This window comes from Staphylococcus devriesei, from assembly GCF_002902625.1.
Taxonomy (GTDB): Bacteria; Bacillota; Bacilli; order Staphylococcales; family Staphylococcaceae; genus Staphylococcus; species Staphylococcus devriesei.
Genome location: NZ_PPRG01000056.1, coordinates 1 through 14,354, shown reverse-complemented (window position 1 = coordinate 14,354; position 14,354 = coordinate 1). Strand labels below are relative to the sequence as shown.

18 protein-coding genes are annotated in these 14,354 nt (G+C 31.5%); all 18 read left to right on the top strand.

Annotated features, from left to right (window positions below):
* Positions 1–406: 406 nt before the first annotated feature.
* On the top strand, positions 407–1,135 hold the full coding sequence (gene pxpB / locus CD147_RS09230; RefSeq protein ID WP_103167106.1) for a 5-oxoprolinase subunit PxpB: 729 nt from the start codon (positions 407–409) through the stop codon (positions 1,133–1,135).
* On the top strand, positions 1,125–2,126 hold the full coding sequence (locus CD147_RS09225) for a 5-oxoprolinase subunit C family protein (protein ID WP_103167105.1): 1,002 nt from the start codon (positions 1,125–1,127) through the stop codon (positions 2,124–2,126). Before pxpB ends, CD147_RS09225 begins: the two co-directional genes overlap by 11 nt.
* A gap of 6 nt (positions 2,127–2,132) precedes the next feature.
* Entirely contained in the window at positions 2,133–2,585 is a 453-nt protein-coding gene (gene accB, locus CD147_RS09220; RefSeq protein WP_103167104.1) for an acetyl-CoA carboxylase biotin carboxyl carrier protein, read from the top strand.
* A 13-nt stretch (positions 2,586–2,598) separates the two neighbouring features.
* Positions 2,599–3,960 carry an acetyl-CoA carboxylase biotin carboxylase subunit gene (locus CD147_RS09215; protein WP_103167103.1) on the top strand — a complete coding sequence of 454 codons (1,362 nt, stop codon included), beginning with the start codon at positions 2,599–2,601 and terminating at the stop codon, positions 3,958–3,960.
* Positions 3,960–4,712: a 5-oxoprolinase subunit PxpA gene (gene pxpA / locus CD147_RS09210; RefSeq protein ID WP_103167102.1), complete on the top strand. Its 753-nt coding sequence runs from the start codon at positions 3,960–3,962 to the stop codon at positions 4,710–4,712. Before CD147_RS09215 ends, pxpA begins: the two co-directional genes overlap by 1 nt.
* Positions 4,713–4,724: 12 nt before the next feature.
* Positions 4,725–5,981 (top strand): NRAMP family divalent metal transporter, encoded by a 1,257-nt coding sequence (locus tag CD147_RS09205; protein ID WP_103167101.1) that lies wholly within the window; start codon positions 4,725–4,727, stop codon positions 5,979–5,981.
* 246 nt (positions 5,982–6,227) lie between these two features.
* The gene (mtnN, locus tag CD147_RS09200; protein WP_103167100.1) at positions 6,228–6,914 is read left to right on the top strand and encodes a 5'-methylthioadenosine/S-adenosylhomocysteine nucleosidase; all 687 of its coding nucleotides are present in this window, start codon (positions 6,228–6,230) and stop codon (positions 6,912–6,914) included.
* Between the two features lie 24 nt (positions 6,915–6,938).
* Positions 6,939–7,466 (top strand): YqeG family HAD IIIA-type phosphatase, encoded by a 528-nt coding sequence (locus CD147_RS09195; protein WP_103167099.1) that lies wholly within the window; start codon positions 6,939–6,941, stop codon positions 7,464–7,466.
* Positions 7,467–8,567 carry a ribosome biogenesis GTPase YqeH gene (yqeH, locus tag CD147_RS09190; RefSeq protein ID WP_103167098.1) on the top strand — a complete coding sequence of 367 codons (1,101 nt, stop codon included), beginning with the start codon at positions 7,467–7,469 and terminating at the stop codon, positions 8,565–8,567.
* Positions 8,568–8,579: 12 nt separating this feature from the next.
* On the top strand, positions 8,580–9,386 hold the full coding sequence (gene aroE / locus CD147_RS09185; RefSeq protein ID WP_103167097.1) for a shikimate dehydrogenase: 807 nt from the start codon (positions 8,580–8,582) through the stop codon (positions 9,384–9,386).
* 1 nt (position 9,387) lies between these two features.
* The gene (gene yhbY, locus CD147_RS09180; RefSeq protein WP_103167096.1) at positions 9,388–9,678 is read left to right on the top strand and encodes a ribosome assembly RNA-binding protein YhbY; all 291 of its coding nucleotides are present in this window, start codon (positions 9,388–9,390) and stop codon (positions 9,676–9,678) included.
* Between the two features lie 7 nt (positions 9,679–9,685).
* Complete coding sequence (locus CD147_RS09175) at positions 9,686–10,258, top strand: nicotinate-nucleotide adenylyltransferase (RefSeq protein ID WP_103167095.1); 573 nt, start codon at positions 9,686–9,688, stop codon at positions 10,256–10,258.
* A complete protein-coding gene (gene yqeK / locus CD147_RS09170) occupies positions 10,248–10,832 on the top strand; it encodes a bis(5'-nucleosyl)-tetraphosphatase (symmetrical) YqeK (RefSeq protein ID WP_103167094.1) in 585 nt (194 codons plus the stop codon). The genes CD147_RS09175 and yqeK overlap by 11 nt, the downstream gene beginning before the upstream one ends.
* Positions 10,833–11,186 (top strand): ribosome silencing factor, encoded by a 354-nt coding sequence (rsfS, locus tag CD147_RS09165; protein WP_103167093.1) that lies wholly within the window; start codon positions 10,833–10,835, stop codon positions 11,184–11,186.
* Between the two features lies 1 nt (position 11,187).
* Positions 11,188–11,913, top strand: coding sequence for a class I SAM-dependent DNA methyltransferase (locus CD147_RS09160; RefSeq protein WP_103167092.1), 726 nt, complete (start codon positions 11,188–11,190; stop codon positions 11,911–11,913).
* A gap of 54 nt (positions 11,914–11,967) precedes the next feature.
* Complete coding sequence (locus tag CD147_RS09155; protein WP_103167091.1) at positions 11,968–12,693, top strand: helix-hairpin-helix domain-containing protein; 726 nt, start codon at positions 11,968–11,970, stop codon at positions 12,691–12,693.
* 71 nt (positions 12,694–12,764) lie between these two features.
* Positions 12,765–13,223 (top strand): ComE operon protein 2, encoded by a 459-nt coding sequence (locus tag CD147_RS09150; protein ID WP_103167090.1) that lies wholly within the window; start codon positions 12,765–12,767, stop codon positions 13,221–13,223.
* A 178-nt stretch (positions 13,224–13,401) separates the two neighbouring features.
* The coding region (locus CD147_RS09140; protein WP_142382046.1) for a ComEC/Rec2 family competence protein at positions 13,402–14,354 on the top strand (953 nt) is incomplete at its 3' end.

The window sequence follows — 14,354 nt, the reverse complement described above, 5'->3', positions numbered from 1 at the left end:
CTTTTAAATTAGCAATTGAAGTGGTTTTTTAATAATATTTTTTGTAAATGTAAAAAGATTTATTTAGGTTATATTTACTTTATTTTTGACAACTTTCTTATTAAACATTGTCAAATATATTTAAATATTAGAACTTTTTCATGACAAATCATGAGATATATGCTTAAATAACTATGTAAATACAACTAGAGAATAAGTAATAAACTCAACAAAGTAAGCGATTACAATAAAGTCTTACTTTTTTATTATTCTTAATTTGAAATACTTATTAAACATCTATGATTATTAGGTGGTATAATTTTATATGTATTTGTTAAAACGGTGCTTTAATAATTTAACAAATTTAAACTATCTAATTATTTTAGTTGATTAAGAACATAGTAACACCAAGGGGGGAGGCAATAGATTGGACATTAAATTAGTTAATGAGCAATCAATATTGATATATTTTAAAGAAGAAATAAGTGAAGATAATTATAAAGAAGTAGATGCAACGACACAATACATACTTTCTAAAAATATATCAGCAATAAAAGACATTGTTCCTTCATATCGAGCCATTATGATAAATTTTGATAATGACTTAATTGATTATGAAGAATTGATAACACGTCTAGATTTAAATCATATCGAACGTTTAGGTTTAGATTCCAAAACTGAAAAAAGAGTAATACATATACCGGTCCTTTACAATTATGAAGTAGGTCCTGATTTAAAAGAAGTGGCTAGTCATAATAATTTAACGGTTGAAGACGTGATAGATATTCATAGTAGTAATGAGTATTTAGTTTATATGTTAGGTTTTATGCCAGGATTTCCATTCTTAGGGGGTCTTGACGAGCGCTTACATACTCCAAGAAGATCAGAACCTAGAGTTAAAATTGAAGCTGGTTCTGTAGGAATCGCTAATAATCAAACTGGCCTTTATCCTTCTGATTCGCCAGGTGGTTGGCAAATCATAGGTAGAACGCCTTTAAAAGTGTTTAATCAATACTCTGAGCCAATGACACTTTACGAAGCCGGAGATTATATCAAATTTTACGCAATTGACGAATCAACTTTTAAAGAAATAGAAACTGAGATTGCTAAAAATAGATTTAATAAAGAGAAGTGGGTGTTTAATAATGAGTATTAAAATTATAAAACCTGGTCTTTTTACTACCGTGCAAGATAAAGGTCGTTTTGGGTATCAACATCTAGGCTTCTCAAGTGCGGGAGCGATGGATAGATATAGTTATGAAGTTGGACAAGCATTGATTAATAATCAAGGTCCAAGCCTTGAATATACAATCATTGGACCGACATTACAATTTAATGAAAATAACACCGTGGTACTTACTGGTGGGCAGTTTAATGCTAAGTTGAATAAGCGAAAGGTTCCTCAAAATACAGTTATATTTGTTTCTCAAGGCGATCAATTAGAAATTGGTAATGCGATAGAAGGCGCTAGAGGGTATATATTCTTTGGACAACCTTTAGATATTGAACAAGTTGCCGATAGTTATTCAACACATACAAGAAGTATGGTTGGAGGATTTAAAGGTAGACCATTAAAAAAGAACGATGTCATTAACATCATTCCTAATGATAACTTTAAATTAAACTTAGGCAAATCATCGGCGTATAACGCAGTTGCTGAAGATAATATTATTCATATTATCAAAGGTCCTCAAGCGCAAGCATTTTCAGAAGAAAAGCAAAGAACTTTGGTTAAAGAAGAATATAGTATTTCTGATAAATCAGATAGAATGGGTTATCGACTTATTGGAGATAATATAGCCCCTGAAAATAGTGCTGATATCATTTCAGAACCTGTGGCATTGGGTAGCATTCAAGTACCTAACGACGGCAATCCCATTATCTTATTGAATGATAAGCAAACTGTTGGTGGCTATACTAAGATAGCAACTGTAAGCCAGTTAGATTTAAGAAAATTAGCTCAGTTCAAGCCTAGTGACACCATTCAATTTGAGTGGATATCAATAAACGATGCTAACCAAGAATTACTACAGTTTAGTAAAGAATTTAATGAACTATTAGAGAGTATCGCATCACGTCCAACTTATAATATTGAGTGGTTACGACCAACTTCAAATAAATTAGCAAGAATAATCGAGGAGGAATAATTAAAAATGAATATACAAAAAATAGAAGAAGTTATTAAATTAGTAAAATCTAATAACGTTAAAAAATTCAAATATAAAGATTTTGAAAATGAATTAGAATTAGATTTCACTGAAGGGACTCAAAATAGTTCATTTATCCCATCTCAAAATCAAGATAATGGGGCTACAGCTTCAAATCAACATGAAAGTAGCCAATCTCAATCAAGTACTACTGAAGAGGCGTCTAAAGAAATTACATCTCCTATGGTAGGAACATTCTTTTTACAAGATAGTAAAGAGTTAACCGAGCCACAAATCAAAGTTGGAGATCAAGTAAAATCTGGTGATGTCATTGGATTTGTAGAAGCAATGAAAGTAATGAATGAAGTCACAAGTGATATTGATGGCGAAGTAGTAGAAATAGTAGTAGATGACGGAACTAATGTTGAGTATGATCAAGTACTAGTCAAAGTTAAATAAGGGGGACAGGTACATGTATCGTTGTTTAGTGGCAAATAGAGGAGAAATTGCGGTTCGAATCATTAGAGCTTGTCGTGAGATGAATATTGAAACAGTTGCGATTTATGCCAAAGGTGATGAAAAAAGTTTACATGTCAGTCTTGCAGACCAAGCTGTGTGTATAGGTGAAGCAAACTCTTTAGATAGTTATTTAAATATCGAACGTATTATTGGCGCTGCTGAAATAACTGGAGCAAATGCCATTCATCCTGGATATGGATTCTTATCAGAGAGTACAACTTTTGCTGAAAAAGTTGAAGAAAATGATATTCACTTTATCGGACCTAGTAAAAAAACAATGGAAATGATGGGCGACAAAATTACTGCACGTCAAACAGTTGATTCTGCAGGAGTGCCAGTAATTCCAGGGTCAACAGATGCAGTAGACTCAATTGACGAAATTAAAGAATTAGCTGAAGAGATCGGTTATCCACTTGTTTTAAAAGCAGCGAGTGGCGGTGGCGGTAAAGGTATCCGTATTGTTAAGGAACCTGAACAACTCGAAAAATCACTTAAAGAAGCTAAAAGTGAAGGTAAAAAATATTTTAATGATGATAGAGTATATGGGGAAGCCTTTATCCCGGTAGCTAAGCATGTTGAAGTTCAAGTTATTGGAGATGGTAAAGAGAATTACGTACATCTAGGTGAACGTGATTGTTCTGTGCAACGTAAAAATCAAAAACTCATAGAAGAATCACCTTGTGCCGCTTTAACTGAAGAACGACGTCAACAAATTTGTAACGACGCAGTAGCCGTGGCAAAAGCATCAAATTATCGTAGTGCAGGAACTATCGAATTCTTAGTAACTGAAGATGCACATTACTTTATTGAAATGAATGCTCGAATTCAAGTTGAACATACAGTAACTGAAATGCGTGCGGATAGAGATTTATTACAAGCACAATTATACTTATTACAACATGATGAACTTCCATTTACTCAGGAAGATATTATATTTAATGGGCATGTTATTGAAGCACGAATCAATGCAGAAGATCCTGAAAAGAAATTCCGACCAACACCTGGTAAAGTGAAAAAATTACATTTACCTCAAGGTTTTAACATTCGAGTCGATTCATTGTTATATCCTGGCTATCAAGTCTCACCTTATTATGATTCGTTAGTGGCAAAAGTTATTGTTAAAGATGCTAATCGTCAATCAGCCATCAACAAGCTAAAAGTAGCTTTAGATGAAATGGTCATTGAAGGTTTTACGACTACTGCCGACTTTTTATATGCAGTACTAAGTTATCCACTATATGCTGATGGTGATGCCAGTGAAGTTGATATAAAATTCCTTGAAAAACATCAAATAGTAAAAGGAGTGGAACTATAATGCAAATTGATTTAAATTGTGATTTGGGTGAAGCTTTCGGTAATTATTCATGTGGTGGAGATGCTGATATTATTCCATTAATAACTTCTGCCAATATTGCATGTGGTTTTCATGCAGGTGATGAGAATGTAATGAATGAAACAGTGAAATTAGCTAAGGAACATGGTGTAGGCATTGGCGCGCATCCAGGACTCCCAGATTTAAAAGGGTTTGGACGTCGCAATATGGATATCGCTCCAAATGAAATTTATAACTTAGTTGTCTATCAATTAGGTGCTTTAAACGGTTTTTGTAAAATCCATGGGACGCGTATTAATCACGTAAAACCTCATGGTGCACTTTATCAAATGGGTGCTCGTGATAAAACAATTGCGCATGCTATCGCTCAAGCCGTTTATGATTTTGATCCAGAGTTAATTTTCGTAGGATTATCTAACACTTTACTTATTTCAGAAGCTCAAAACGTCGGTCTTAAAGTCGCTTCAGAAGTATTTGCAGACAGACGCTATGAAGATGATGGTCAATTAGTAAGTCGTAAAGAAAAAGATGCATCTATCACTAACACTGAAGAAGCACTAAATCAAGTTATTAAAATGGTTACTGAAAATAAAGTAGTAAGCAAAAATGGAAAAGAAATTGATTTACAAGCAGATACAATTTGTGTACACGGTGACGGAGCACATGCTCTTGAATTTGTAACACAAATTAGAAAAAAATTAACGAAAGAAGGCATTGATATTCAATCCTTATAGGGGGTACCAACGATGGGAGAAAATTTACAACAAAACCCAAATAACGAAGTAAAAGAAGAGAAAAAGGATTTTAAGTTTACTAAAAATCATAGACGATTGCTATATGGTTCAGTTTTTCTGATGGCAACATCGGCAATAGGACCAGCGTTCCTTACTCAAACTGCTGTTTTTACGGCTGAGTTTTACGCTAGTTTTGCCTTTGCAATATTGATTTCAATACTAATAGATATCGGGGCTCAAATTAATATTTGGCGTGTTTTAGTAGTAACAGGTTTACGAGGTCAAGAAGTATCTAATAAAGTGCTTCCTGGTTTAGGAACTTTAATATCAATATTAATTGCATTCGGTGGACTAGCCTTTAATATAGGTAATATCGCTGGTGCTGGTTTAGGATTAAATGCTATGTTTGGCCTTGATATAAAATGGGGTGCAGCCATTACTGCAGTATTTTCAATATTAATTTTTGTGAGTAAAAGTGGACAAAAAATTATGGATGTTGTTTCAATGGTACTAGGTGTAGTAATGATTTTAGTAGTGGCCTATGTAATGGTTGTCTCTAATCCACCATATGCTGATGCGCTTGTTCATACAGTTGCACCAGAACATCCAATTAAATTGATTCTTCCAATTATCACCCTTGTGGGAGGTACTGTTGGTGGTTACATTACATTTGCAGGTGCACACAGATTATTAGATTCTGGTATGAAAGGTGAAGAGTTTGTGCCATTTGTTAACCGCTCTGCAATAGCAGGTATTATGACAACTGGTATTATGCGTGTACTCCTTTTCTTAGCAGTTTTAGGTGTGGTAGTTACTGGCGTTACATTAAGTGCTGATAACCCACCAGCGTCAGTATTCGAACATGCAATCGGTCCAATCGGTAAAAATATTTTTGGAGTAGTTATTTTTGCAGCCGCTATGTCATCAGTCATTGGTTCAGCGTACACAAGTGCTACTTTCTTAAAAACTTTACATAAATCATTATTTAATAAAAATAATCTTATCGTAATTACTTTTATCGTTATTTCTACATTAATTTTCTTATTTATTGGTAAACCTATAAGTTTACTTATCATTGCTGGAGCAATAAATGGTTGGATCTTACCTATTACTTTAGGTGCAATTTTAATTGCAAGTCGTAAAAAATCCATTGTAGGAGATTATAAACACCCAACATGGATGGTCGTGTTTGGAGTGGTTGCAGTTATCGTAACAATAGTAACTGGCATATTCTCATTACAAGATTTGGCAGCTCTATGGAAAAGTTAACAACCTATTCTAATTTAAATACTAATTCTTATTTTGCACAGTAAATAAGAAATAATAATAACAATTCATTTAATACCCACGAGCGAATTTAAATAAGTTTGCTAGTGGGTATTATTGTTATGAAAGTATCTATAAAATCATTTTAAATAAAAATTATTCTGCAAACATAAATGAATAATCTTTGTCGTGATGTATAAAAATATATGATAAAATAACAAATGCTAAGAAAAAAACTGAGGTGTAAATATGATAGGAATTATAGGAGCTATGGAAGAAGAAGTAGCTATTTTAAAAGATAAATTAACAGAAATGAGCGAAGTAACAGTAGCCCATGTAAAATTTTATCGTGGTAAATTAAATGATAAAGAAGTTGTCTTAACTCAAAGTGGTATCGGTAAAGTTAACGCTGCAATTTCAACAACTTTATTGATTGAAAAATTTAATCCAAAAGTTATTATCAATACTGGTTCAGCAGGCGCTTTAGATGAGCAACTCGCAGTAGGTGATATTTTAATTAGTAACGATGTAATGTATCACGATGCAGATGCAACAGCATTCGGATATGAATATGGTCAAATTCCACAAATGCCAGCTCAATTCCATGCAAATGATGAACTTTTAACTCTAACTGAAAAAGTTATTACAGATCAAAATTATAATGCTAAAGTCGGTCAGATTGTTAGTGGCGATAGCTTTATTGGTAGTGCAGAACAGCGTCTTGTTCTTAAACGTCAATTTCCAGAAGCAATGGCTGTGGAAATGGAAGCAACTGCAATAGCTCAAACATGTTATCAATTCAAAGTGCCATTTATTGTAACTCGTGCAGTTTCGGATTTAGCAAATGGTGAAGCAGAAATGTCATTTGAAGAATTTTTAGGACAAGCTGCGAAATCTTCAAGTACTATCGTAGAACAATTAATTTTAACACTATAAATAATTGATAAAGGTGACGAATATATGGGATTAATAAAAAAGTTTTTTATGCCAAATGATTATGTTAAATCAGTATTCCAAATAGATATTGAGAAACTTGCTAAATCTGGCTTCAAAGGGATAATTACCGATTTAGATAACACTCTAGTAGGTTGGGATGTAAAATCACCGACTATTGAAATACAACAATGGTTTAAAAAGGCAAATGATTTAGGCATTACAATTACGATTGTGTCAAATAATAATGAAGACCGTGTGTCAAGTTTTTCAAAAGATTTAGATGTAGATTTTATTTTCAAAGCTCGTAAACCTATGGGTAAGTCTTTTAATAAAGCAATTAAGCATATGAATATCAAACCAGAAGAAACGATTGTTATTGGAGATCAAATGTTAACAGATGTCTTCGGAGGTAATCGCAATGGCTTGTATACGATTATGGTAGTTCCTGTAAAAAGAACAGACGGGTTAGTGACTAGATTTAATAGAATCATTGAACGTCGGTTATTAAATTACTTCAAGAATAAAGGTTATATTACATGGGAGGAAAATTGATTGGATGATACTTTAAAATGTATTGGTTGTGGAGCACCATTACAATCTGAAGATAAAAATGCGCCAGGTTATGTGCCTGAGCACAACCTTTTTAGAGAAGATGTTATTTGTCAAAGATGTTTTAGACTAAAGAATTATAATGAAATTCAAGATGTTGGAATGGATAGTGATGACTTTTTAAATTTACTTAACGGTCTAGCTGAGCGACAAGGTATTATAGTTAATGTGGTCGACATTTTTGACTTCGAAGGTTCTTTTATTAATGCGTTAAAACGTATTGTGGGGAATAAAAAAATCATTTTAGTAGCGAACAAATTAGACTTACTTCCTAAACAAATAAATAAACGTCGCGTTAAAGAATGGCTCAAGAAAACGGCTAGAAAATACGGAATGGAAGCTGAGGAAGTTGTATTAATTTCTGCATACAAAGGATGGGGCATTGAGGAGTTACTAACAACTATTGATAAACATCGTAATAACAATGATGTTTATATCGTCGGAACTACTAATGTGGGTAAATCTACGCTTATTAACAAACTTATTGAAGAAAGTGTTGGTGAGAAAAACGTAGTAACCACTTCTAGATTTCCTGGAACTACTTTAGATATGATTGATATTCCATTAGATGAAACGTCATTCATGTTTGATACTCCAGGTATTATCCAAGCTCATCAAATGACCCATTATGTTTCTGACAAAGAATTAAAAGTAATTGTTCCTAAGAATGAAATTAAACAACGTGTCTTTCAACTAAACGAAGGTCAAACATTATTTTTTGGTGGTTTAGCAAGAATTGATTATGTTTCTGGAGGCAAACGGCCGTTGGTATGTTATTTTTCAAATGAATTAAATATTCATAGAACTAAGACTGAAAAAGCGAATGACTTATGGCGTAATCAAATTGGAAATGTGTTAACGCCACCTAGTGATCCAACGCAATTTGACATGAATGAAACTAAGGCGGTCAGATTAGAAACTGGAAAAGAAAAACGTGATGTTATGATTTCAGGATTAGGCTTTATTACTATTGAAGCAGGGGCGAAGGTAATAGTAAGAGTGCCTAAAAATGTCGATGTCATATTACGTAATTCAATAATGTAAGGTGGTTTGTATATGAAATATGCGGTTATAGGCGATCCTATTTCACATTCCTTATCTCCAATAATGCACAATGCTAACTTTGAAGCATTAGGTATGGAAGCCTCATACGAAGCTTTACATGTCCCAATAAATGACTTTCATCGTATTCGCGAAATTATTGAAGAAAAGCAACTAGATGGGTTTAATATAACGATTCCTCATAAAGAGCGAATTATACCTTATTTAGATGAAATAGATGAGCAATCACGAGCAGTCGGTGCTGTAAATACTGTTAAAATAGTTAATAATAGATGGATTGGTTATAACACGGATGGTTTAGGATATTTAACAGGTTTAAAACAAATATATCCTGATGTTGCCAATGCATATATTTTAATTTTAGGTGCTGGCGGTGCGAGTAAAGGTATAGCGAATGAATTGAGTAATTACGTTCAACCTAAGTTAACTGTTGCAAATAGAACGATGAACCGTTTTGAAAGTTGGAATTTAGATATAAATGCTATTTCGCTTAAGGAAGCTGAAAATTATTTAGATGAATTTGATATTATTATTAATACTACATCTGCAGGTTTAAACGATAATACTGAGAGCGTAATTAGTCTTGAAAATTTATCACCTAATTCACTCGTTAGCGATATTGTCTATATACCTTATAAAACACCATTTTTAAAAATAGCTGAGTCAAAAGGAAACCATATTCATAATGGACTTGATATGTTTGTATATCAAGGAGCTGAAAGTTTCAAAATTTGGACAGGTAAACAACCTAACATTCAAGAAATGAAATATGCAGTACTAAAAAAATTACAAGGAGAGTAACATGCTAACAGGAAAACAAAAAAGATATTTAAGAAGCTTAGCGCATAATATTGATCCTATTTTTCAAATAGGAAAAGCAGGTATAAATGAAAATATGGTATCTCAGATAGATGATACCCTTGAAACACGTGAATTAATTAAAATCCACGTCTTACAGAATAATTTTGATGATAAAAAAGAATTAGCTACTACATTAAGCGAAGCAACTAATAGTGATATTGTTCAAATAATAGGGTCTATGATTGTTATCTACAGAGAATCTGAAGATAATAAACAAATTACGTTACCTTAATTTTAATATGACTAAAAAAATTGTTTTATATGGCGGTCAATTTAATCCGATTCATACGGCCCATATGTTAGTTGCTAATGAAGTATTCTCACAAATAAAGCCTGATAAATTTTACTTTTTGCCAAGTTATATGGCACCTTTAAAAACACATGAAGATTATTTAGATGCTAAATTTAGAATTAAAATGATTGAAATGGTTATAGAAGAGCTAGGATTTGGAGATATTTGTTATTCTGAATTAGAAAGAAAAGGTCAGAGTTATACGTATGAAACATTAAAAAGCTTAGTTTCTGATAATCCCAATGCTGACTTTTATTTTGTTATTGGTACTGATCAGTATAAACAACTAGATAAATGGTATGAAATTGATAAGTTAAAGCAATTGATAACATTCATTATCGTAAACAGAGATACAGATTTCCAAGAAGTGGAAAACGGTATGATTTCGATTAATATACCGCGTATGGATATTAGCTCTTCTATGATTAGAGAGAGAATTAAAAACCACGAAACAATCAACATCTTGGTCCCTCATAATGTTAATAACTATATTAGAGAGGAAGGATTCTATGAAGATTAAAAAAGCTGTTGAACTTGTTAAAGATAAATTGCCTGAAAAACGATTTAAACATTCATTAAGAGTTGCTGAAACTGCAGTTAAACTCGCTAAAATCTACGATGGCGATGAAAAGAAAGCTGAATTAGCTGGAGTGTTACATGACTATTGTAAATATGATGAATTAAGCACTATGTATCAAATTGTTCGACAATATGACTTAGATAGTGAATTATTAAGTTATGGAGGAGAAATTCTTCATGGGCCAGTATGTGCTGCTATAATGGAAGCTGATTTTAATGTTAAAGATGAAGAAGTATTATTAGCCATTAAAAATCATACTACTGGTCGCAAAGAAATGACTAAAACTGAGAAATTAGTGTTTATTGCTGATTATATTGAACCTGGCAGAAAAACTCCAGGAGTTGAAGAAATCAGAGATATGGCATACAATCAAGATAGTTTAGATAAAACAATTTATGAAATATCTAAGCGTACAGTATTGTTTCTAATCAATAAAGATATAACAGTTTTTGGTGCGACAATTTCATGTTTAAACTATTATAATTATAGTGATCAAAGAATAAAGGATGATTAAATGAATTCAGAAGAATTATTAAATATTGCTGTCAATGCGACAGAAAATAAAAAAGCAGAAGATATTGTTTCTCTTAATATGCAAGGTATTAGTGATATGACTGATTATTTTGTAGTTTGTCATGGTAATAATGAACGACAAGTACAATCAATAGCTCGGGCCGTGAAAGAAGCCGTACATGAAAACGATATAGATGTTAAACGTATGGAAGGTTATCAAGGGGCAAGATGGGTGCTTATTGACTTAGCTGATGTTGTGGTTCATATATTCCATAAAGACGAACGAAACTATTACAATATTGAGAAACTATATCAAGATGCGCCAATAGAAACATATGGTGAGGCCGTGTATTAAGATGTCTCAGTATGTCGAAATGAGTGCAGTATACGACCAATTAGCTCAAGATCAACCTTATGATAAATGGTACGATATAGTTGAATATTATACACGACCATTTAATAAAGATCTAAAGCTACTTGATATTGGTTGTGGCACTGGAAGCTTAACTTCAAAACTTACATCTATTGGTTCGGTTACAGGCATAGATTTGAGCGTTGATATGCTATCTATTGCTATAAGTAAATCTAACCAAGTTACTTGGTTAGAAGGCGATATGACCGATTTTTCATTAAATGCTAAATTTGATGTTATTACAATATTTTGTGATTCACTGAATTATTTACCAGATATTGAAGATGTTCAACAAACGTTTCAATGTGTAATGCAACATCTAGATGACTCTGGCATATTTATATTTGATGTTCATACCGTTTTTAAAATGAATACGTTATTTAATAATCAATGTTATATTGATGAGAATGAACAAGTGTTCTTAGCATGGGAAGCTATTGCTGGTGAAGAACCATATAGTGTATTCCATGATATGAACTTTTTTATAAAAAATAGTGATGGTAATTATCATAGATTTATTGAGTCTCATTACCAAAGGACGTTTGAACAAGATACTTATATTCAATTATTAAAGCAAGTTGGTTTCTCTAATATTGAAACATTCGTAGATTTTAACAAAGATAACCATGATAATAAAGGTGAGCGATTATTTTTTGTAGCTCGTAAATAAAATTAAAGTAAACTCATCTTCTTATACGTTTATATGTATAAGGAGATGAGTTTTTTGTTTAAAAGTAAACACGAAATGATAATGTTTTTAAAGAAATGGCAACTATATATAATTGCAAGTATTATAGTGATTAGCATAATTTTTTATATCACTCTACATAATAGTGTGTCCCAAAGAGATGAATATGATAGTAATACTATCAAATATAGTCAAAACAAACGCATGAAAGATGAATATTCAGCAGATAACCAGCCCAATGCTATTGATCATAAGAAAGGAACATCAAGCGATGATAATAAAACCGATCAACAAGACAACCAAACTATATATGTTGACTTAAAAGGAGCAGTAAAAAAAACTGGTGTTTATAAAATGAACTCTGCTAGTAGAATCAATGATTTAATAACTAAGGCGAAATTATTAAAAGATGCTGACATTTCGCAAATTAATTTATCGGAGAAGCTTGTAGACCAAAAGATGATTTATATTCCTCATAAAAATGAAAATAATTCTAAATCCGAATCAGTTTTTAATCCTACGAATAGTGGTGTTACTAAATCAAGTAACCCAAATCAGTCTTCTACTAATAATAAAGTCAATTTAAATACAAGTAGTGAGAGTGAATTACTCAATGTACCAGTTATAGGGCCTACAAAAGTTAAAGAAATAATAAGCTATAGAGAAAAAACGGGAACCTTTCAAAATGTAGAGGATTTAAAAAAGATAAAAGGAATAGGTGAAAAAACATTTGAAAAAATTAAAGAATATTTTACTGTATGAATAAAATAATATTGGATTGAATTGAAACTTAAACTATAATAATTAATATATTTTTAAAAGGAGCTGTTTAAATGGAACGAATTAAATGGGACGAGTATTTTATGGCTCAAAGTCATTTATTAGCATTACGTTCAACATGTGAAAGACTCTCTGTTGGAGCTACAATAGTAAAAGATAACAGAATAATAGCTGGAGGATATAATGGTTCAGTAGCGGGGGAAGTTCATTGTATAGACGAAGGTTGCTTAATTGAAGATGGGCACTGTATTAGAACTATTCATGCAGAAATGAACGCTTTATTACAATGTGCTAAACAAGGAGTATCTACTGAAGGGGCAACAATTTATGTTACACATTTCCCTTGTTTAAACTGTACTAAATCAATCATTCAAGCTGGTATCACTCGAATTTATTATGCTCAAGACTATCATAATCATGACTATGCGCTTAAGTTATTAAACCAGTCAGGCATTGAATATAAAAAAATAGCTTTTTCTCCTAGTAAAGTAGCTCAATACTTAACAGAATAATTTATGATTTACATCGCATTAAGTTTTTTAACAGGTATATTATGGTTACACTTAAAATTATTTTCATTATTTGTAGCTACAATCTTATGTATAATAATAACGCAAAAACGATTTCACATAGAATTTATTATTATTTTAAGCTTATTCTTTATTATAGGTTTCCTAGCAATTCAACATAATGAACCAATTAAATAATAGATTAATTACGCAGGCAACGAATAATCATAGTATTAATTCAGAAGTGAAATTTGGTAATAATTTTAAGATAGCTCATCATCTTATCAAAGGGGATTTTTATTATAATAATGTAGATTATTTATTTACATTTAAATATAAAAATACGCAGTCACTCAATTTAGAATATAAAGCGTGTCAAATTAAAGGGGATATTACCAATATTTTTAATGGTAGAGCTTATGTTTTCGTGAAAAATGTGGACTACAATTCATGTCATAATATTAATAATACCACTTTTATTAATCGTCATTTGAATTTTATTTATAACAAACTTTATAAATCTACTTTACGTGAACCGGAAAAAATTATAGCTTTAATCTTTGGTGATACTAGTGCAATAAACTCAAACTATATTGAAGAAGTCAAAGATGTCGGAATCTATCATTTATTAGCAGTCAGTGGTTCACATATAGCTACCATTTCCTTTATTGTATATCAAAGCTTAGTAAGATTTAATTTACCTAAGTTTATTATTAATACTATAATTATTTTACTATTAATACTATTTGCTTTTTATACTGATTTTGCACCAAGCGCTTTAAGAGCTATTATTGGAACTATTATATTCATTGTACTTCCTCGAAAATACAAAATAACTTCCATAGATATATTAGGATTAGTATTTATTTTGTTAACGATGTGTTATCCAAATATTATATATGATGTAGGATTTCAGTTCTCTTTTCTAATTTCCTTATTTATACTTTTGTCTTTACCACTCTGTAGCAGTTTACCTTTTAAAAATTTTCTATTGCTTTCACTTATCGCTCAACTTTCCTCATTTATTATTAGTATTTATCATTTTAACCAGTTACAATGGCTAGGTTTATTTTCTAATATAATATTCGTACCTTTATATAGCTTTGTTATATTTCCATTAGCTATATGTAATTT